This is a genomic window from Flavobacterium fluvii (genome assembly GCF_900129545.1).
GTDB classification, from domain to species: domain Bacteria; phylum Bacteroidota; class Bacteroidia; order Flavobacteriales; family Flavobacteriaceae; genus Flavobacterium; species Flavobacterium fluvii.
On the sequence record NZ_FQWB01000001.1, the window covers coordinates 450846 to 471047 of the forward strand.

General features: G+C 36.6%; 21 protein-coding genes. 7 read left to right on the forward strand and 14 right to left on the reverse strand.

Annotated elements, in window-relative coordinates; translation table 11 throughout:
• The first annotated feature begins 197 nt into the window (after positions 1-197).
• Positions 198-1193 carry an NAD(P)H-dependent glycerol-3-phosphate dehydrogenase gene (locus BUC16_RS01895; RefSeq protein WP_073367509.1) on the forward strand — a complete coding sequence of 332 codons (996 nt, stop codon included), beginning with the start codon at positions 198-200 and terminating at the stop codon, positions 1191-1193.
• A gap of 161 nt (positions 1194-1354) precedes the next feature.
• Complete coding sequence (locus tag BUC16_RS01900) at positions 1355-2071, forward strand: hypothetical protein (protein ID WP_073367510.1); 717 nt, start codon at positions 1355-1357, stop codon at positions 2069-2071.
• A gap of 103 nt (positions 2072-2174) precedes the next feature.
• Here BUC16_RS01900 and BUC16_RS01905 read toward each other — a convergent pair whose 3' ends face one another.
• From BUC16_RS01905 to BUC16_RS01915, 3 genes are all read right to left on the reverse strand, one after another.
• Positions 2175-2582 carry a hypothetical protein gene (locus BUC16_RS01905; RefSeq protein WP_073367511.1) on the reverse strand — a complete coding sequence of 136 codons (408 nt, stop codon included), beginning with the start codon at positions 2580-2582 and terminating at the stop codon, positions 2175-2177.
• Between the two features lie 94 nt (positions 2583-2676).
• A complete protein-coding gene (pheS, locus tag BUC16_RS01910) occupies positions 2677-3696 on the reverse strand; it encodes a phenylalanine--tRNA ligase subunit alpha (RefSeq protein WP_073368646.1) in 1020 nt (339 codons plus the stop codon).
• Between the two features lie 153 nt (positions 3697-3849).
• Positions 3850-4206 carry a hypothetical protein gene (locus BUC16_RS01915; RefSeq protein WP_073367512.1) on the reverse strand — a complete coding sequence of 119 codons (357 nt, stop codon included), beginning with the start codon at positions 4204-4206 and terminating at the stop codon, positions 3850-3852.
• A 135-nt stretch (positions 4207-4341) separates the two neighbouring features.
• Between BUC16_RS01915 and BUC16_RS01920 the strand changes: the two genes are divergently transcribed.
• Positions 4342-4845 carry a CvpA family protein gene (locus BUC16_RS01920; protein ID WP_073367513.1) on the forward strand — a complete coding sequence of 168 codons (504 nt, stop codon included), beginning with the start codon at positions 4342-4344 and terminating at the stop codon, positions 4843-4845.
• A 21-nt stretch (positions 4846-4866) separates the two neighbouring features.
• Here BUC16_RS01920 and BUC16_RS01925 read toward each other — a convergent pair whose 3' ends face one another.
• The 9 genes from BUC16_RS01925 to BUC16_RS01965 form a co-directional block, all read right to left on the reverse strand.
• Entirely contained in the window at positions 4867-5610 is a 744-nt protein-coding gene (locus BUC16_RS01925; protein ID WP_073367514.1) for a tetratricopeptide repeat protein, read from the reverse strand.
• Between the two features lie 48 nt (positions 5611-5658).
• A complete protein-coding gene (locus tag BUC16_RS01930) occupies positions 5659-6039 on the reverse strand; it encodes a GxxExxY protein (protein ID WP_073367515.1) in 381 nt (126 codons plus the stop codon).
• 54 nt (positions 6040-6093) lie between these two features.
• Positions 6094-7854 (reverse strand): BatD family protein, encoded by a 1761-nt coding sequence (locus BUC16_RS01935; protein WP_073367516.1) that lies wholly within the window; start codon positions 7852-7854, stop codon positions 6094-6096.
• Positions 7855-7874: 20 nt separating this feature from the next.
• Positions 7875-8621: a tetratricopeptide repeat protein gene (locus BUC16_RS01940; RefSeq protein WP_073367517.1), complete on the reverse strand. Its 747-nt coding sequence runs from the start codon at positions 8619-8621 to the stop codon at positions 7875-7877.
• 2 nt (positions 8622-8623) lie between these two features.
• Complete coding sequence (locus BUC16_RS01945) at positions 8624-9655, reverse strand: VWA domain-containing protein (RefSeq protein ID WP_073367519.1); 1032 nt, start codon at positions 9653-9655, stop codon at positions 8624-8626.
• A 62-nt stretch (positions 9656-9717) separates the two neighbouring features.
• Entirely contained in the window at positions 9718-10719 is a 1002-nt protein-coding gene (locus tag BUC16_RS01950) for a vWA domain-containing protein (RefSeq protein WP_073367520.1), read from the reverse strand.
• Positions 10719-12374: a BatD family protein gene (locus BUC16_RS01955; RefSeq protein ID WP_073367522.1), complete on the reverse strand. Its 1656-nt coding sequence runs from the start codon at positions 12372-12374 to the stop codon at positions 10719-10721. The genes BUC16_RS01950 and BUC16_RS01955 overlap by 1 nt, the downstream gene beginning before the upstream one ends.
• 45 nt (positions 12375-12419) lie before the next feature.
• On the reverse strand, positions 12420-13283 hold the full coding sequence (locus tag BUC16_RS01960) for a DUF58 domain-containing protein (protein ID WP_073367523.1): 864 nt from the start codon (positions 13281-13283) through the stop codon (positions 12420-12422).
• An 83-nt stretch (positions 13284-13366) separates the two neighbouring features.
• Entirely contained in the window at positions 13367-14371 is a 1005-nt protein-coding gene (locus tag BUC16_RS01965; RefSeq protein WP_073367525.1) for an AAA family ATPase, read from the reverse strand.
• Positions 14372-14698: 327 nt separating this feature from the next.
• Between BUC16_RS01965 and BUC16_RS01970 the strand changes: the two genes are divergently transcribed.
• The gene (locus BUC16_RS01970; protein WP_073367526.1) at positions 14699-15460 is read left to right on the forward strand and encodes an SDR family NAD(P)-dependent oxidoreductase; all 762 of its coding nucleotides are present in this window, start codon (positions 14699-14701) and stop codon (positions 15458-15460) included.
• 80 nt (positions 15461-15540) lie between these two features.
• Here the strand turns inward: BUC16_RS01970 and BUC16_RS01975 are convergent, their stop codons facing one another.
• Both BUC16_RS01975 and BUC16_RS01980 read right to left on the reverse strand, forming a co-directional pair.
• Positions 15541-16380, reverse strand: coding sequence for a DUF4382 domain-containing protein (locus BUC16_RS01975; protein ID WP_073367528.1), 840 nt, complete (start codon positions 16378-16380; stop codon positions 15541-15543).
• Positions 16381-16592: 212 nt separating this feature from the next.
• Positions 16593-17411, reverse strand: a complete 819-nt coding sequence (locus BUC16_RS01980; protein WP_073367529.1) for a DUF4382 domain-containing protein — start codon at positions 17409-17411, stop codon at positions 16593-16595.
• Positions 17412-17504: 93 nt separating this feature from the next.
• Between BUC16_RS01980 and BUC16_RS01985 the strand changes: the two genes are divergently transcribed.
• The 3 genes from BUC16_RS01985 (at position 17505) to BUC16_RS01995 (ending at position 19972) form a co-directional block, all read left to right on the forward strand.
• Positions 17505-18644 (forward strand): ATP-binding protein, encoded by a 1140-nt coding sequence (locus BUC16_RS01985; protein ID WP_073367531.1) that lies wholly within the window; start codon positions 17505-17507, stop codon positions 18642-18644.
• Positions 18645-18731: 87 nt separating this feature from the next.
• Positions 18732-19457 carry a metallophosphoesterase family protein gene (locus BUC16_RS01990; protein WP_073367532.1) on the forward strand — a complete coding sequence of 242 codons (726 nt, stop codon included), beginning with the start codon at positions 18732-18734 and terminating at the stop codon, positions 19455-19457.
• A 29-nt stretch (positions 19458-19486) separates the two neighbouring features.
• Positions 19487-19972: a DUF6646 family protein gene (locus tag BUC16_RS01995; protein WP_073367534.1), complete on the forward strand. Its 486-nt coding sequence runs from the start codon at positions 19487-19489 to the stop codon at positions 19970-19972.
• Positions 19973-20202 lie beyond the last annotated feature (230 nt).

Consider the following 20202-nt stretch of genomic DNA (forward strand, 5'->3'; position numbering starts at 1 on the left):
CTCCTAATTTATTTATAAAAAACAAACTAACAGTAAGTTACAACGACTAAACGAAATATATATTGCATCAAAATAAATATTTTTTTAATTTTTTTTTAATGTTCTTTTTTTGGTGGTTTCAAAATCTATTTTGGCCGTTTATTTATTGCTTTATTAGTATATTTTTAAGTACTTTTGATTTTAAAAGTACTTAAAAAATGACCAAAAATCTAAAATTTGCAGTAATTGGAGGCGGAAGTTGGGCTACAGCCATTGCCAAAATGCTTTGTGTAAATCTAAAAGAAATTACTTGGTATATGCGAAATGAAGATGCCATTGAACACCTAAAAATACATCATCATAATCCCAATTATCTGAGTTCTGTTGAATTTGACATCAAAAAATTAAAACTAACCAGTGACATCAATGAAGCTGTGGCTTATGCCGATTATATCATTTTTGCCATTCCTTCTGCTTTTTTGAACGATGAACTAAAAAAATTAACCGTTAGTTTAAACGACAAAGTAGTGTTCTCTGCCATTAAAGGAATCGTTCCTGAAACCAGTTTAATCGTTGGAGAACATTTCAATACCACCTACAACATTCCTTTCGAAAATATTGGCGTAATTACTGGTCCTTGCCACGCAGAAGAAGTGGCGTTGGAACGATTATCTTATTTAACCATTGCTTGTGGCGATGCCGAAAAAGCCAAAATAGTTGCCAAATGTCTGTCCAGCAATTACATCAAAACCAAAATCTCTGACGACATCATAGGTACGGAATATGCCGCAATGCTCAAGAATATTTATGCCATTGCAGCAGGAATTGCCCACGGATTGGGTTATGGCGATAATTTCCAATCGGTATTGATGAGCAACGGGATTCGAGAGATGAAAAAATTCATCAGAAAAGTACACAAAATGAAGCGTAACATCAATGATTCTGCTTATTTGGGAGATTTATTGGTAACCGGTTATTCGGTATTTTCAAGAAACAGGATGTTTGGAAACATGATAGGAAAAGGCTATACCGTAAAATCAGCCCAAATGGAAATGAGCATGGTTGCCGAAGGTTATTATGCCGCAAAAAGCGCTTACAATCTCAATCTTGCCTATAAGGCAAAAACACCAATTATTGATGCCGTTTACAGCGTTTTATACGAAGGAAAATCAGCCAAAAACGTTTTTGAAAAACTAACGGAGAAGTTGGATTAAAGTTAAATTATAAAGGCACAAAAGGCAGCGTTTCAATTTAAGAGACGCTGCCTTTTTCATTGATTTAATTGACTTCAAAAATTGGGAAGATAAAAAGCAACCTCAATTAACTGTAAGGATTTGATTATTATTTTGTAAGTTTGAAAATACAAATCACAAAAATGAAAGTATTTATAGAAAACCACATTAAACTTCTTAAAGAATATTATGCTTTAATTGCATTAATTCCAACTTTATTAGGAGGGATTTGGCAGTTTTATAAATTAGGTGAGATGTCATTTAATATGATGCGTTTTTTTTCTATTACCCAATTAGTTTCTGACGGAATATTAATTCTCGTTTTTTGTTTTTTACCAATATCTTTTATACTCCCTTATATTAATTTCAAGAAGAAAATCAAAAGAAATCCTGAACAAGAAAAGTTACAACTCAAAAAGACTGAAATTATTCTTGGATTAATAATGATAGCCCTTATCCTATCATCAATTTTTCTTGAAATTAAGACAATTTTAAAATTAGAAACTTTTAAATCATTACTTTATCTGCTAGTATTAATTCACATTATCGCTACAATAGTATATTCTGTTTTTTTATATTTAATTAAAGACGAAATTAATCAAGCTGTTTTTAGAGTCATATTTTGTTTTATTTTGTTATCTATCTCTATAACTATTGCTAAAATATCTTTAGAAAACAATATAAAGGATTTTAAAAGCATACAAAATTTTCAAAAATTAATAAATACTCTTAAGCAAAATGATAGTTATTCCAAAGAACCGGAAATTTTATATTTTAATGATAAATACATTTTTATAGCAATTGAAAAAAAAGAGGAAAAAGAAATAATTATAAAAAAAACAGATGCTCTTTTTGAATAAAAAATTAATTTAGAAAAATGATGATTCTTTTAAATCATATAAAATAAAAGGGCAGCATATTCAATCGAATATGCTGCCCTTTTATATTTCTGTATATTCAAATCTACCTCACAATCACGCCGTCCACAAACAAAAGTGGCACTTCCTCAACATAATCTGGAGTAATGGAATTGGCCCTGAAAATAAATTTTCGGTCGTATAAGGTGTTACCAATAAAGAAAGTAACCATAAACTCGTTGTTGAGTGCCAAAACACTTTTTTCGACCATTTCCACTTTCACGAAAGTAACCGCAGGCACTTCCAGAAAAGCGTGACGTAAAAGCGAAGTTTTTTTCATTTCGCCATCAATGGTTCCAAAAGCTTTGGAAACAATCATTACACTATCGAGATTAAAATCGCTGTCGTTTACTAAATAGATGTACCAAACTTTTTCCATAAAGTCGTCGCTCCATTCCTGGACTGCGGCGAGGAAAACGTTTTCTACTTCGGGGATGATGATGTCAGATTTCATTCTTTTGATTTTTGAATGCAGATTTAAACTTCTGAAATCTTTGCCTGTTCGCTTTCGCTCGGGTCAAAAATCGTTAATCTGCAATCTGAAATTTTTAAATACTTGCTTTGAATTGCTCCAGAAAACGAACGTCATTTTCGTAGAACATTCGAATATCACCAATTTGATACAACAACATGGCAATTCTTTCGATTCCCATTCCAAAAGCAAAACCAGTGTACTCTTCCGGGTTGATGTTGCAGTTTTTCAAAACATTGGGATCCACCATTCCGCAACCGCCAATTTCCAACCAGCCGGTTCCTTTTGTAATTCGGTAATCAGTTTCGGTTTTTAAACCCCAGTAAATATCAATTTCGGCACTTGGCTCCGTGAATGGAAAATAAGACGGGCGAAGACGAATTTTTGATTTTCCGAACATTTCCTTGGTGAAATATAAAAGCGTTTGCTTCAAATCGGCAAAAGAAACGTCTTTGTCAATGTATAATCCTTCCACTTGGTGAAAAATACAGTGTGACCGCGATGAAACGGCTTCGTTACGGAAAACTCTTCCCGGAGAAATCGTTCTGATAGGTGGTTTGTTGTTTTCCATATAACGCACCTGCACGGATGAAGTGTGTGTACGCAACAAAATATCGGGATTCGTCTGGATGAAAAATGTATCTTGCATATCACGCGCCGGATGGTATTCCGGCAAATTCAATGCGGTAAAATTATGCCAATCGTCCTCAATCTCCGGACCTTCTGAAACATTGAAACCAACATTGGAAAAGATGTCGATAATTTGGTTTTTTACCAAGGATATTGGGTGACGGGAACCAATGATTACTGGTTCTGCCGAACGTGTTAAATCGCCATACAATCCTTTGCTTTCTTCTTTGCTTTCCAAAGATTCTTGAATGGATTTTACTTTTTCTTCTGCAGAAGATTTTAGCAAATTGATTACTTGTCCAAATTCCTTTTTCTGGTCGTTCGGCACGTTTTTGAATTCGGCGAAAAAATCTTTTAAAAGCCCTTTGCTTCCCAGAAATTTGATTCTAAATGCTTCTAGTTCTTCCTTGTTTTGTGTTGAAAAAGCTTGTGCTTCACCAATATATTCTTTTATCTTGTCTATCATTTTCATCCAATAATTGAGAGTGCAAATTTAGTTTTTTGCCACGAATTACACTAATTTTCACAAATTAAACAGTAAGTTTTTAAACCATATAAGTCATGTAAGGTCATTCAAGTTTGTTTTTCTCCCTGAAATCTGCAATCTGTTACCTGAAGTCTAATCAATTAGTTCTTTTTCGATAAAATAATTCACGATAGCTTCTTTCATCAAAACGGATTGTTCTCCTGCTTTCAATGGTGGCAACTCTTCTTTTACCTTGTAATGTGGCCAACCTTCTTCGTCGAAAAATTCGAATTCATAAAAACCATAAGGCTCCAATAATCGGCAAATGGCGATATGCATCAGGTTTAGTTTCTCGTCTTTGGCATAGGTTTGATGCACTTTTCCAAGTTCCTGAACACCAATTAAATAAATTATGGCGTCCAAATCCAAGTCTTCGCCTTGCGAAAATTGATTGGAAAGTATGTTGACCAGCTGTTCCCAGCGTTCTTTCAGTTGTATATCTCTTGACATTACTATTTTAGATTTAGAATTTAGAACTCAGATTGCGGATTTTTTTAACCTAAAGTCTGAATTCTAAAATTATTAAGGCAAAGATACCAACATAATTCTTTTATATTTGCTCTTTATTCTTTTCTCTTTTTTACTATGAGTTTTTTAGATATTGTTTTGGGAAGTTTACTGCTTTTTGGTTTGTACAAAGGCATTAAAAACGGACTTTTTGTAGAAATTGCATCTTTGATTTCCTTACTATTGGGGATTTATATTGCAGTGAAATTTTCGATATTGACGGCAGAAATCCTTTCTAGCATTGTGCATTGGAATCCAAAAACCATTCAGGTTACTGCTTTTATCTTGACCTTTATTTTAGTTGTCATTGGAATTTATTTTTTAGCAAAATTCCTTACCGGAATAGCCGATTTTGCCCAATTGGGCTGGATTAACAAACTCGGAGGAGGCTTTTTTAGAATTTTAAAAACAATATTGATTGTGAGTATCTTTCTAAATCTTTTCGAAAAAATAAACTTCAACAATACGTTTGCCAAAAAAGAAACATTGGATAAATCGATGTTTTATCGTCCTATCCAAAAAACCGCGGCATTCATTTATCCTTCTATCGAAAAATGGTATGAGGATTTGAAAAAGAAATAGTTCTCAGTAAACTGAAAACTTCTATTTCACTTCTTTAATCGCGGTTTTCTCAATCCAGCCTTCGGTTCCATCGGTCAATTGAATTTTTTTCCAATTTTCCAATTCTTCCAACACAAAAACCTTGGTTCCTTCGTGTAGGGTAAAAACGGTGTTGCTGGCTTTTTGAGGTTCGCTTTTTACCAAGGTCATTTCAGCGAAAACAATGGCAGGCCTTTCATTTTTGAAATCATTTTTCTCTGAAATTGCTGCAGAAACACTCATCAAAAGCAAAAAGACCAAGACAAACATTCCGAAGAAAAATATCCTTTTGGACAGGGTAATTTGCGAAAAATAATAACCTATAAAGAAAAGTAAAAACAGCGTTGACAATCCAATCGAAATCCAGGCCCAAGTATTATAGTGAAAAATTGACGTGAAGTCTTGAACCATTTTAGAAAAGCCAACTGTTGGGATGTCTTTTATCTCGTCGATTTGCAATTTTTGTGCAAATTTGAGGTTGTTTGTTATTTCGGCATCGTCCGGATTGAGCACCAATGCTTTTTCATAATTGTAAATAGCCGGAGCCACTTTGTTCAATTTATAATAACAATTCCCCAAATTAAAATACAATTCTGACGAATGTTGTTGGCTTGCCAAAACACTTTCATATTCCTTGATTGCTTCTTCGTATCTCGCTTTTTGGTACAAATAATTCCCTCTATCAAAGCCGGTTTGAGCAAAGAAAAATTGGGTTGTTAACAGCAATATAAAAATTATCTTTTTCATAAAAAAATTTAAACACTAAGGACACAAAGAAGGCACAAAGTTCACTATTTAAAGTATTCCATTGACCACTCTTCTCACTCCTTCTTTTAGTAATTTGACATTAAAATTGATTAATAATCCTAATTTACAATCTGACAATCTTAAATAAGTTAGTAATTGTGCAAGATGAATATCATTTAAAGCTTCGACAGATTTAATTTCTACAATAAATTTATCTTCAACTATAATATCAATTCTGTAACCAACATCCAACTTGACTTCTTCATAAACCAATGGCAATGCTTTTTGTTTTTCAACTTTTAAATTAGATTTTTTAAGTTCATAAAACATACATTCCTCATAAGCACTTTCCAATAATCCTGGGCCTAAAGTTTTATGCACTTTCAAAGCACATTCAAATACTATTTTTGAAATTTCGTTTTCAGTCATTAATATATTTTTAAAAACTTTGTGTCCTTCGTGCCTTCTTTGTGTCCTTTGTGGTTAAGAAATCTGTTTTTCCAAATCCGAAATAATCATTACCGCTTTGTCAAAATCCTGCTGGATAGCCGAACTCGAAGTCAACGCATAACGAGCCAACTCACAATTTTCCGTCAGGTCGATAAAATCAATTATGGTTTGCGCATTCACGTTTCTTGACGCCAACAACTGCTGAATGTTGCTTTTACTCATATCCGATGTTTCGATATGCAATTTGGCTTTCAAGAAATTGTGCATTGCTTTTTCCAAAGCCACATAAAACGGTTCTTTGTTGTTGATTTGTTTTTTGGCTTCCGATAAATATTTTTTGGCCAATCGGTTGTTCATTTTTATCTTGTTTCCAAAAACGTCGCTGTCGATGGCTTCTTTTTTCTTTTTGAACAACACGATCAATGGAAGGATTAAAAACGGCAAAAACAACAATCCATAAAACAAATTAGACCCCAAGAAATCATCTTCTTTCATTGAAAAAAGATCGCTTTTCAGCTTAATAAATTTGAATTGCTCATTGCTTGTAATCGTGTTTTTGGTCACTCCAGGCGTTGTGGTTGCCACTTGGTCACTTGCCATGGGACCGTCCAAAACATTAATCATTATTTCCGGTGAACTAATGGTTTTGTATTTTCCTGAACCTAAATCAAAATACGAAAACTGCATTGGTTTTATTGGATAATTCCCCTTGAATTGCGGAATAATGGTATATTTATCCGTGATTTTTCCAGACATTCCCGCTAAAGTGGTATTCACTTTTTCATCGTGAACTGGATCGTACATTTCCAATGAATTTGGAACTACGGGTTTTGGCAAATTAAACAATTTCATGTTCCCGGTTCCGGTCACGCTAACCAGTAAATCGAGGCTTTCCCCGTTTTTCAAATTTGTTTTTGATGGTGTAACCTTAAAATCAAATTTACCCACAGCTCCTGAAAAATCGGCTGGTTTTCCTGTTTCCGGAAGTGCTCTTACGTTTATGGTTTTGGCACCAGCCGAAACTCTTTTATTGTCATTAACAAGCTGAACTCGCCCAAACACATCTCTACGATTGGTAGGCAATTGCACGTCAATGTCCAATGACAAAGGCTCGATAACCAGTTTCCCTGATTTTTGTGGATATAAAACCGTTTTTCTCAACACTACAAAACGATATTTTTCACCTTTAAACATTCCTTCTTCACCAACGAGTTGTTTGATGTCAATGTTTTGACTCCAAAAGTCGTTGTATTTTGGCTTGTCTAATTCTCTCCAATTCGAGATTCCAATATTATAACTGAAATACAGTTTGTAAACCACGGTAATCGGTTCGTTGATGTAGGGACTGGTTTTAGAAATATCAGCAACCAGATAAATATTGTCATCGGCCGAAATTTGAGGTGAATCATCAGGGTTTCTTGCCTCTTGAACCGCATTGGTTACATTGATTCTTATTGGGGAAGTTTTATAAATCTGGCCATTGTACTCTATAGTGGCTTGCCTGATAACCAAACTTCCTTTTTGTTGTGGCAAAAGATAATAGGAATAGACTTTCTCGAATGAACTTTTCCCGTTTATCCATGACTGGCTCACTTGCTGGCTTGGTCCGGCAATAATCCTGAATCCTTCAAAAGACGGTTGGTTAAAGTTGTCCCCGTCCATGTTCATCACAAAATCGATGCGCAGTCTTTCGTTGAGTCCAAGCGTGGTTTTGCTCACTTTTGCTTCAAATTGTACTTGAGCCAAAAGAGAGTTGCACACCATTAAAACTATCGCTACTATAAATTTTTTCATTGTGTTTTATTCTAATTGAATTACCAATCTTTTTCTGTTTGTACTGGTTTTCCTTTAGCTTTTTGGGCATTCACCTTGTTTTGAATCTTCTTTTCTTCGTTGTTTACGGCGTCCAAAAGGTTTTCTAATCGTTGTTTGGATATTCCGCCAGGCATTGGTTTTGGTTGTCCTTGCTCTCCGGGTTTATTGTCGTTTTTCCCTTTGTCGGATGGCTTATCTTTACCTTGATCGTCTTTCTTGTCTTTGTCTCCGTCTTTCTTTTCGTCCTTTTTATCTTTATCCTTGTCGTCTTTTTTGTCCTTGTCTTTGTCCTTCTCTTTTTTATCGTCACCTTTGGGTGGATTTTCTTTTAGTTTTTTCTTCGCCAAAGCATAATTATAACGAGTTTCTTCGTCTGTCGGGTTATTTCTCAAAGCATTTTTATAAGCTTCAACGGCAGCGGAATAATTTTTTTCCTTCATGAAAACATTGCCCAAATTGTGATATACTTTATGTTTTTGGGGTCTTGATTTTATGTTTTTAATCGCTTTGGCATAAGCAAATTTAGCCTCCGCAATTTGATTTTGTCTATAAATGGCATTCCCCAAGTTATAAGGCGCCACCGTTCTTTTGGAAAATTTGGAATTCGAAACTCGGTAATTGGCTTCCGCTTCGACAAACTTCTTTTCAGCATATTCCTCATTCGCTTTTGGCAATGTTTTGTCCTTCTCCTGCGCCGAAACTGCAAAAGAAAACATTAATATCATATATAAAATAAAATTCCTCATTATTATTTTTCGTTAAATAAATTCAGCTTTTCGACCCATTTTGTCTTTCTTTCCAACAGGAAAACATCCAACAACAACAAGGCAAAAGCAAAACCCAAGAACCACTGAAATTGCGACTGGAAATCAGCCATTTGTGTCGATTCGAATTCGGTTTTTTGAATATTGTCCAGCGCATTTTTCACGTAATCAAGAACTGCTTTGGTATTGTTTCCATCGACATATCCGCCCTTTGTGGCTTTGGCAATGGAGGTTAAACCCTCTTTATTTAATTTTGTAATCACCACTTCATTGTTGGCGTCTCTTTTAAAACTTTCGACAACTCCATTTCTTCTCAATGGAATGGCTCCCCCTTTTTCGGTTCCAACACCAATGGTAATGATTTTCATTCCCATTTTATTCGCTTCTTCAGCCGCCGATTCTGCTCCTTCCGAATGATCTTCGCCATCGGAAATCATGATCAATAATTTGCTGGTTTTGCTTTTTTCGTCGAAATACGTCGCCGACAATTTTATGGCTTCGTCCAACGAAGTTCCTTGTGAAGAAACCATGTCGGTATTCGCGCTTTGCAAAAACATTTTTGCCACGCTGTAATCGGTCGTGATGGGCAATACTGGAAATGCACTTCCGGCATAAGCCACGATTCCTATCCTGTCGTTTCCCAATTGATTGATGATTTGCGAAACGATTTGCTTGCTTTTTTCCAATCGGCTTGGCGCCACGTCTTCGGCCAACATACTTTTGGAAACATCCATTGCAAAAACGATGTCGATTCCTTCTCGCTTCACGGTTTCCATTTTGGTTCCGATCTTTGGATTTACCAATCCTAAAATGATTCCAACCAATGCCAAAAGCAGTACAACCAACTTTAAAATCGGTTTGAAAATAGATTTTTCGGGACTTAATTTTTTAACCAAATCCAAGTCACCAAATTCACGCTGTTTTTTTCTTTTCCAATATTGATTGTACAGAAAAAGTAGCACCAAAATAGGCACTAAAAAAAGAAGATATAAATATTTTGATTCGTCTAATTCCATAATTTTTTAACCACAAAGGCACTAAGTTTTCACCAAGTTTACCAAGTATTTTTATTTTGCTTTTATATAAAACTTCTATAAATCGTGTTTCGTAATCCAACTTCCAACAAAATCAGGAATCCTGCAATCCATACAAAAGGCCTGTATTTTTCGTCGTAATCATAGAATTTCAATTCTTCGATTTCGGTGGTTTCCAGTTTGTTGATGGAGGCATAAATCTCGGCCAATTTGCTGTTGCTGGTTGCCCTGAAATATTTTCCGTCCGTTTTTCTGGCTATATTTCTCAACAATTGTTCGTCAATTTCCACTTTCATCATTTGGAATAAAATTTGTCCGCTTGGCGAAAGAGCATAAGGTGATTCTGCCATTCCGTTTGTTCCCAGTCCAATCGTATATACTTTTATTCCGTATTGCTTGGCAATGTCGGCAGCAGTTTCTGGCTCTATAAAACCCGCATTATTCACCCCATCCGTCAAAAGAATTACCACTTTACTTTTGGCCTTACTGTCTTTTAATCGATTTACGGCTGTCGCCAATCCCATTCCAATTCCTGTTCCGTCTTGTAAAACATTGTCGTATTTTATGCTTTTTATGGCTTCAAGAACAACGGCTTTGTCACTGGTTACAGGAGTTTTTGTATAGGCTTCGGATGCATAAACCACAAGTCCAATTCTGTCGTTTGGTCTTTCTTCAACGAAATCTGCAGCCACATCTTTAAGAGCTTCCATTCGGTTTGGTCTCAAATCCTTGGCAAGCATACTTCCAGAAACGTCCATTGCCATAACAATATCCACTCCTCTGGTAGTCTTGGTTTGATTACTGATATCAACCGTTCTAGGTCTTGCCATTGCAATAATCAAAGAACTTAACGCCAATAATCGCAACACGTTCAAAACTGGTTTTAATCTTGCTGCCAACCCATTCGAACCCTTGAATCCTTGTGTCGAACTCATTTTTAATGTTGCCGATTGCTCGTTTCTTTTCCAATACAACCATGCTCCCGCCATTGGAATCAAAAGAAACAACCAAAAAAACTCTGGGTTTAAAAAAGATAATTTTCCCATTATTGTTGTGCGTTTTGAAGTTCAACGGAGCTTAATATTTTATCTGAAATTTCGTTGGCATATTTATCGCCTTCTTCGTGAACGATGATAATTTGCTGTAATCCACCATCTTGACTAAAAATCAATGTTTCATAGTAAAATTTGGCACTGCTTTGACTCTCGCCATCAATTTTCGAAAACGTTCCATATCCTTTGATTCCTTTAACCCCTCCTTCATTAGTCTCGAAATCTTCTTGCTTGACAATCATGTTTTGCGCACCTTGGGCTTCGAGCGATTGCAAAGCGCCATCCAATGATTTTGCCAAATCAATTTTTGTTTCTTTTGCCTGTCCGTCAGCGCTCGGTTCTTGCTTGTATTGCAAGGTTGAAACCATAATGTAGAAATTATCGTTAAAACTTCCATAAGCAAAAGATTGCATGTCCTTGATCAATGCCGTTCCGTTTTTGGGAAGTATCTTCTTTAAATCGGTTCTTACCAGAACTTTCGGCGTATTGATTCTTACAATAGGACTTCCGTATTCGCTTGTTATCCATTCGCCTTCCAACAATTCTTTGGATGAATTCCCAAAGACATTATCAACAACATAATCAAAACCCTTGGTGACAACAAAAAATGCGGTTACCGTGAAAACCAACAGCAATACCGAAACCACCGCAGTGACAATACGTTTTTTTCTTTGTTTTTCTAATTCTCTTTTCAGTCGTTCCTGGCGTTGCATTTCGTTGAGCAACATTTCGTCTTGTGTTTCAACAATTACCGGAATGGCTTTATCCAAAGTGACTATGGCTCTTTCTATTTTCTTGCGGTCTTCGGTAATTTCAAAATCCATTGGTTTTGATTTGGCAAATTTTACTAAATCGGCTTGTTTCAAAACACTCAACAAATTATCAAAAGTGTCCTTTGAAAGCTTCATTTTCTTTTTGAGAGAAGCACCTTTAAGCCCTTCAATCAATTCTGTAGTCGTGCTTTCCATTGCAGGAATTTCAATGGCTTCCTCGATGTAATTTCGAACAATATCCGTCAATTCACTGTAATATTCTTTGACTTCACCATGTTGCCAAAGTTCTTTCTTTTCGAGATTATTCAGCAAATTGGTCGCTTTCTCTATCGGTGTTTTATAAACTTCTTCTTCTATTTTAACGCTTTGACGTTTTTTGTAATACCAATATGCCAATGCTCCAATACAGGCAAGCAACACTAAAGCCAAAAGATATTTCCACCAATCGCCGATAGTATCTTCAACGGCAACAATATTCTTGATGTCGTACATCTTTTGCTTCAAAGTATCCACTGGCACATCGGCAACCTCAACTTTTATTGAATCCGACAAATAGGCTTTTTTATCAATCAAAATCTTTACGCTCGGAATGGTGTATCTCCCGGAATCGAATTGGGTCAGACCGTATTTTTTTATTAATTCGTAACGGTCATTTTTTCGAATGGTGTCTATGGGATACGACTGGATTACTTCAAGGGCACCAAAGTTTTTCAGATTCGGGAAAACCACTTTAGCAGAAGTGTCCACCGAAGTTTTAAACGTTAGTTTGAACTCGGCTCCAATCTTGTTTTTAGTAGTATCAATACTGGTTAACACTTGTTTTTGTTGAGCAAAAACAGTGGCGGTAAACAAAAAGTATAGTATTAATTTTCTCATTCTTTAATTTGGGGAACAATTGATTTGTGATTCAATCTAAAATCTTTATCTCGATTTAAAATAGCCTAATAATTTGGTTACATAACTTTCGTCAACTCTAGTATTTACAACACCTGCACCCGATTTGCTAAAAGTTTCCTTGAAATATTTCAGCTTCTCTTGATAGTATCTCTCGTAATTGATTCGTACCGATTTTGAACCCGTGTTTATCAATTGTGTTTCGCCAGTTTCGGCATCCAGCATGGAAACCATTCCTAGATTCGGCATTTTTTCTTCGCGAATGTCATACACTCGAATGCCCGTAATATCGTGTTTTTTGGAGGCTATTTTCAAAGTATGTTCGTAATCTTCGGAAATAAAATCAGAAATCACGAACACGATGGCTTTCTTTTTTTGAGTGCTTGACAAGAATTTCAAGGCCTGGGCGATATCCGTTTTATGGCTTTTAGGTTGAAATTCTATCAATTCGCGAATAATTCTTAAAACGTGTGAACGTCCTTTTTTCGGTGGAATGTACAATTCGATTTGGTCAGAAAACAAAATCAAGCCAATCTTGTCATTGTTGTTTGTGGCCGAAAATGCCATAGTTGCCGCAATTTCGGTAACGATGTCTTTCTTGAATTGATTTTTGGAACCAAAACTTTCCGAACCCGAAATATCCACCATCAGCATCATCGTCAATTCGCGTTCTTCCTCGAAAACCTTTACGTGTGCTTCATTATAACGAGCCGTCACGTTCCAATCAATAGCACGAATATCATCGCCATATTGGTACGGACGCACCTCGCTAAAAGTCATTCCACGACCTTTGAACGATGTATGGTATTCTCCCGAAAAGATATGATCACTCAGTCTTCGGGTTTTGATTTCTATTTTTCGTACTTTTTTTAAGAGGTCTTTTGTTTCCATTGCTTCAGATTGCAGATTTTAGATTTCAGATTTCAGATTATTGCAATTTACTGCCTACTGAAATCTGCCAACTGTTAACTGATTTAAGGTACTTCAATCTCGTTTACGATTTTGTTGATGATGTCAACAGAAGTGATGTTTTCCGCTTCGGCTTCATAAGTAATTCCAATTCTGTGACGCAACACATCGTGAACCACGGCGCGAACGTCTTCTGGAATTACATATCCACGACGTTTGATAAAAGCATAACATTTGGCCGCATTCGCCAAATTGATGCTTCCACGTGGAGAAGATCCAAAACTGATTAATGGTTTCAAATCAGCCAATTTGTATTTCTCGGGATAACGAGTGGCGAAGATGATGTCAAGAATATATTTTTCGATTTTTTCATCCATATAAACTTCGCGAACGGCTTCCTGCGCACGCAAAATTTGTTCGATGGAAACTACTGCATTTACTTTTTCGTAATTTCCTTTCAGGTTTTGACGAACAACCAATCTCTCGTCTTCCATTTTTGGATAATCGATAACCGTTTTCAACATAAAACGATCGACTTGTGCTTCCGGCAAAGGATAAGTTCCTTCCTGCTCAATTGGATTTTGGGTAGCCAAAACCAAGAATGGTTTGTCAAGTTTGAAAGTGGTGTCACCAATGGTAACTTGTTTTTCCTGCATCGCTTCCAACAATGCCGATTGCACTTTGGCCGGTGCACGGTTAATCTCGTCGGCAAGAACGAAATTGGCGAAAATAGGTCCTTTTTTTATGGAAAATTCATTGGCTTTAATATTGTAAATCATCGTTCCCACAACATCCGCAGGCAATAAATCGGGAGTAAACTGGATTCGGCTAAACGACCCTTGAACAGCTTGTGACAAAGTATTAATGGCCAATGTTTTTGCCAATCCGGGAACTCCTTCCAGCAATATGTGTCCTTGTCCCAAAAGTCCGATTAACAATCGCTCGATCATGTGTTTTTGACCCACGATTACTTTATTCATCTCCATGGTAAGCAAATCGATAAAAGCACTTTCTCTTTCTATTTTTTCATTGATTGCCCTAATGTCCAAAGTCGTTGTATTTTCTTCCATTTCCTTATTTTGATTACTGTAAATTGTGTAACTTGTTTTTGATGGTGCAAATTGAATTTTTTTTTAGAAGTAGGATGTTAAAAAATGGTTAAAACTTCTCACAACTCCCCAATTTTAAGGATGTTTTGTGATTGTATTTCCATAAATTTAAAGTTTCAAAAAAATAAGGGTCGAAATGGAAGATTCTTGAAAATTAATTAATGGAAACACCCTTGTAAACAAAACCGATTTACCTAAATTTATTACTGGTCCAATGAATTTGGATTTGGAACAAAAATCTAGATAAATTAAGTGCACTTTAACCTTTTTTCAAATAAAAAACAACCCATGAATAAAACAGCTTTGGTGACTGGAGCCACCAGCGGAATTGGTAGGGCAACGGCTCGAATATTGGCAAAAAACAACTACAAAATTATTCTCTGCGGCAGACGGGAAGATCGATTGGCATCGCTCGAAAAAGAACTTTCAGAATATACTGAAATCCATACTTTGGCTTTTGACGTAAGGGATAAAAAGGCGGTTTTTGAAAAAATAAATGCTTTGCCTGCCTCCTTTTCGAACATTGATCTTTTGATAAACAATGCCGGAAATGCCCATGGTCTAGACCCAATCCAAAATGGAAATATCGACGATTGGGACGCCATGATTGACATCAACGTAAAAGGTCTTTTGTATGTTTCGAAAGCCGTCATTCCGCAAATGATGGAACGAAAATCGGGTCACATCATCAACATTGGTTCCACTGCCGGAAAAGAAGTGTATCCGAACGGCAATGTGTATTGCGCGACAAAACATGCCGTGGATGCCTTGAACAAAAGCATGAAAATGGACTTAAATCCATACGGAATAAGGGTTGGCGCCATCCATCCCGGATTGGTACAAACCGAGTTTAGCGAAGTTCGTTTCAAAGGCGACAAAGACAAAGCGGCCAATGTTTACAAAGGCTTCAAACCCTTGCAACCGGAAGACATTGCCGACATCATCCATTTTGTGGTTTCCAGACCCTATCATGTAAACATTTCCGATTTGGTCGTAATGGCCTCCGCACAGGCTTCTGCCACTATTGTCAATCGTTCTTCCGATATTTAATTTTCATGCTCTCCAAAAAGAGGAAGCCGTCACAAATTATGTTTTGAGACGGCTTTTTTTTGATAATTTAGTTCTTTTTTCTACATAGAAATACTGCCCGTATCGGTAACTTCCCCGTTGACGACAACTACACCCGTAATCATTTTTATCAACAATCCAGATGTAGGATCTGGACTTAAAGTTACGGTATAAGTTCCTGGTGGAACACCATTTAACTGGAATACGCCGGCATCATTTGTGTAGGTTGAAACAGTTTCGGTTCCCACCTCAACTGTTGCCAATACTTTTTTTGCATCCATTATATTGGTTATAGTTCCCCTAATCGCTCCTGAATTTGCAACTGTTGTAACCCGAAGTACTGGATGCAAGTTATAGTTGCCCGAATTTCCGGCTTTAACAACAGACTGATCCACATCAAAATCCAACAAGAAATCATACGATATTCCTCCAAGCAAGGTTTGATCAACTTTTACTTTTAAACCTGATTGCTGTGCACTTGGTGTATTCAAAGGAATAGTTGTAGACTCATCATCATTAAGAACTATCGTATTGTTGTCACCAAGAATTAATCTCACTTGTCCCAAATAAATTGAAGGAATTATTGTGTCTGCCAACATAACCGTAACTCCACCTGTTAAATCCAACAAATTATATACCATGCCTCCTGCGGGTGTGTTACCAATGCTTATCCATCCTTCATCGCCAGAATCAGTATTTCCCTTTATCATGATGTCCCTTACATCTATGTTTACTTCTTTATAATCCCCTGGGGCATCGGAGAGTCTTATTTTAATTGCTGAAGTTTCTGAAGGAACACTATCTGGCGGAGAATAATCATTGTTAATGTCGCATCTTGCAAAAAACAAACCTACAAATGTTGATGCAAGAAAACTTAACGCGTAAAATTTAATATTTTTCATGGCTTGAATAATTTTAAATTAATACTTTAACAGCATAAAGTTAATAAATTAACATATTGACAATCTGTACTTTAATACATTTTTAACACCTATTTATAGTGTTAAATAAAAAAACCTCGGGGCAAAGCCACCGAGGTTTTTTGGGAACTATTTTCTGTTTTCGAAGCAGTGCTTCGGGGAGTTATACACCAAGTGATTAAAACCCTTTCTTACTACAAAGAAACACTGGCTAAAGTCGTAATTTCTCCATTTACAACAACTACGCCCGGAATCGTTTTTACCAACAATCCTGAAGTAGGGTCTGGAGTTAATGTAACCGTATAAGTTCCTGCAGGAACTCCATTTAACTCAAATACACCTTCTGCATTTGCAAATGCCGAAATCGTTTCGGTTCCTATTACAACTGATGCCTCTACTTGTTTTGCTACGGTTATATTGGTAACGGAACCTTTTATGATACCGGATGTTACCTTCGTTGACACTTTGACAACCGGATGTAAATTATAATTTCCGGAACTTCCCGCTTGCACGACAATAGAACGTGCCACATTAAAATCAAGCATAAAATCATAAGTGACACCTGCCATCAATGTTTGATTAACGTTTAATTTCAAACCTGACTGTTGGGCACTTGGAGTTTTCAAAGGGAGCAATGTCCCGTCTTTAAGGACTACCGTATTTTTGTCGCCAAGCAGCAATCTAATTTGTCCTAAATATCCTGAAGGAACCACTTCGTCTGCCAATAAAGCACTGACTCCTCCTGTCAATGTCAGCAAATCATAAATTTTGCCTTCGGGTGGAAGATTGCCAATACTTACCCATCCTTGATCATCTGGAGTTGAGTTGTCTTTGATCAAAATGTCTCTCACGTCTATATTTACTTCTTTATAGTCGCCGGGAGCATCCGTCAATCTAACGGTCATTGCTGAAGTTTGTGGAGAATCACTACCTTCATTGTTACAGGCTGTAAAAAACAGACTTACGAATGTAATTACAAAAAAACTTAACACATAAACTTTAATAATTTTCATAGTTTTGGGGGAATTAAAAATTAATACTATAAAGAAAACGTGTAAAAAAATAAAATAGTATCTTGTCCAAACATCTACATTGCTATTTAACAAATGATCAATAAACGCCTTTTAATCAAAAACCTTTTGGCTCACAATGACGAGAGCAGTTTTTATGACAAAAAACGCCAGTTAAATTTGCACACTCGCGAGGGAAAAGCCAAGTTCTTGAAACACATTTGTGCACTGTCCAATTCCAATCCTGCCAATAATTCCTATATTGTCGTGGGGGTTGAAGATCATGACAACGAAATTGTGGGTGACGACTTTTTTGACGACAGTCGCATCCAAAATTTGGTGAATGCCTATCTCGAAAATCCACCAAAAATTCAATACGAAAACGTGCCTTTTCCGAATTTGCCCAAAGACAAAGTCATAGGACTCGTAACCATAAAAGCCAAGAGCAAGACCTCGCATTTCAAAAAAGGAATCCACACGATTCCTGCCAACAGCGTTTTTATTCGACGCGGCAGCAATACCGTTCCCGTGGAAGAAGAAGTCGAAAAAAATTATCAAAACACGGAAACCGTCATCGGCATTGAAAACAGTTCCCGAAACAGCATTGAATACACACTCGACGGCGTAATTGATTTCATGAATTTTCGCCACAAGGATATGGCTCCCAAATACAAGGTTTTCAAGGAATTATTTGTTATTTGCTGGGCTGGAGTTCCCAAAAAATCACGAGAAACAACCTTCCTTTCAAGAGTTGACATCGAACTCATCAACGAGCAAATCAAGCTGTTTTATTCTGCCCAGGACGTGGTGACCATTACTTTTGACGAGGATTCTTTCACCATTATGGAATATGTGCCTTTGGGTTTGAACGACAAAACGAGTTATTATCCATTGGAGAAACAAACCCTGCATTTTCACGACAATGGCTATTATAAAATTGACCGGGAATTCCTGTTCCAACCACCGGAATTCAACAAAAAAATGTTGTTCCATATTTATAATTCCAATATTTCCCTGCTCAACAAACTCCAAAAAGGGATTGCTCTAAGCGAGCGTGAACACAAGGATTTGGAAAATTTACCCTCCACTTTCATGATTTGTCACCTCAACGGATTTGATGATGCCAAGCAAAAATTGATTGATGCCAAATTGCTTTTGAAACCTTTCACTTCTGTATATTTGTCTTTCAAGGAAGCCTTGCGAATTTTGAGAAAGATGAAATATGATGTGCAGTAAAATAAAAGTTCAACCGCAAATTTGCGAATTTAACACTTTGAATTAACTAAATAATTTGCGAATTTGCGGTAAACAAACTAAGATAGTATGAGAACACTAGTTATAGGAGACATTCACGGCGGTTTGCGTGCATTGCACCAAATTATGGAAAGAGCCAACGTTACCCCAAAAGACACCTTGATTTTCCTGGGAGATTATGTGGATGGCTGGAGCCAATCGCCCCAAGTCATCGACTATTTAATCGAACTGAAAACCACGCACAATTGCATTTGCATCTTGGGCAATCATGACGAATTAGTTTTGGAATGGTTGGAAAAAAGCAAGGAAAACTTAACTTGGTACAATCATGGAGGCGAATCAACGGTTTTGGCCTATTCGAAAGTGGATAGAAAAACCATCAAAAGACACATCGAATTCCTGAAAACTTTAAAAAACTATCATCTCGACGAACAAAATAGATTGTTTATTCACGCCGGGTTTACAAACATGAACGGCGTTGATTTTGAATATTTTCCAAAACTGTTTTATTGGGATCGATCCTTGTGGGAAACCGCACTGGCATTAGACAAAACCATAAAAACAGATCACGTTTTTTATCCAAAACGTTTCACCTTGTACAAGGAAATTTATATTGGGCACACGCCTGTTTCCAGGATAAACAAAACCGTTCCGGTGCAAATGGCCAATGTTTGGAACGTGGACACCGGAGCCGCCTTCAAGGGGCCATTGACCATGATGGATGTGGACACCAAAGAGTTTTGGCAAAGCGAGCCCTTGCCAAGATTATACCCAAATGAAAAAGGAAGAAATTAAATACTATATTTGCAAAAAAATTAAATAAAATGAAGAGAATTTTTACAATTGTATTATTAGGCGCATTTTGTATGGTAAATGCACAAGCTTTTAAAGGAAAAGGAGACACTAAATTAAACATCGGGATGACCGTTCAAAATGGTGGAACAGGAGTTTTGGCGTCTACCGACTTTGGTTTGGGGGAAAATTTCTCCATTGGAATCCTTGGCTCTTATTTGTTGGGAGGAAGCCACATTGAAAATGTTTCTAGTGATTATCGCTTTGATGCCAAAGCAAGATTCAATGCCAATTTGGGAAGCGTGTTAAACATTTCTCCAAAATTTGACGTGTATCCTGGGTTGAATTTGGGGTTGAAAAACTTTGGAGGTCATCTTGGCGCTCGTTATTTCTTCACTGAAGGATTTGGCGTTTTTTCTGAAGTTTCTGCTCCTTTTGCCAAATACGACAAAGATGCCATTTCAAAATACAACAATGGAACTTCGTTTAATGTTGGGGTTTCTTTCAATTTGAACTAGTCCATTTCAAACAAACAAAAAGCGGCAAGATGAAAATTAAGCCGCTTTTTTTGTGGAAATATTTTTTACAAACCTAAGTTCAATTAATGCATAGTGGATATTAGTTGGCTGTGAATGGGACGCAGATAACACGGATTAAACTGATTATCGCTGTTTTTCAATGAACACTCCATAATCTAAAGTTACACGGCTTAATCCGTGTCATCCGTGTGGCAATTTAGCATTAATCG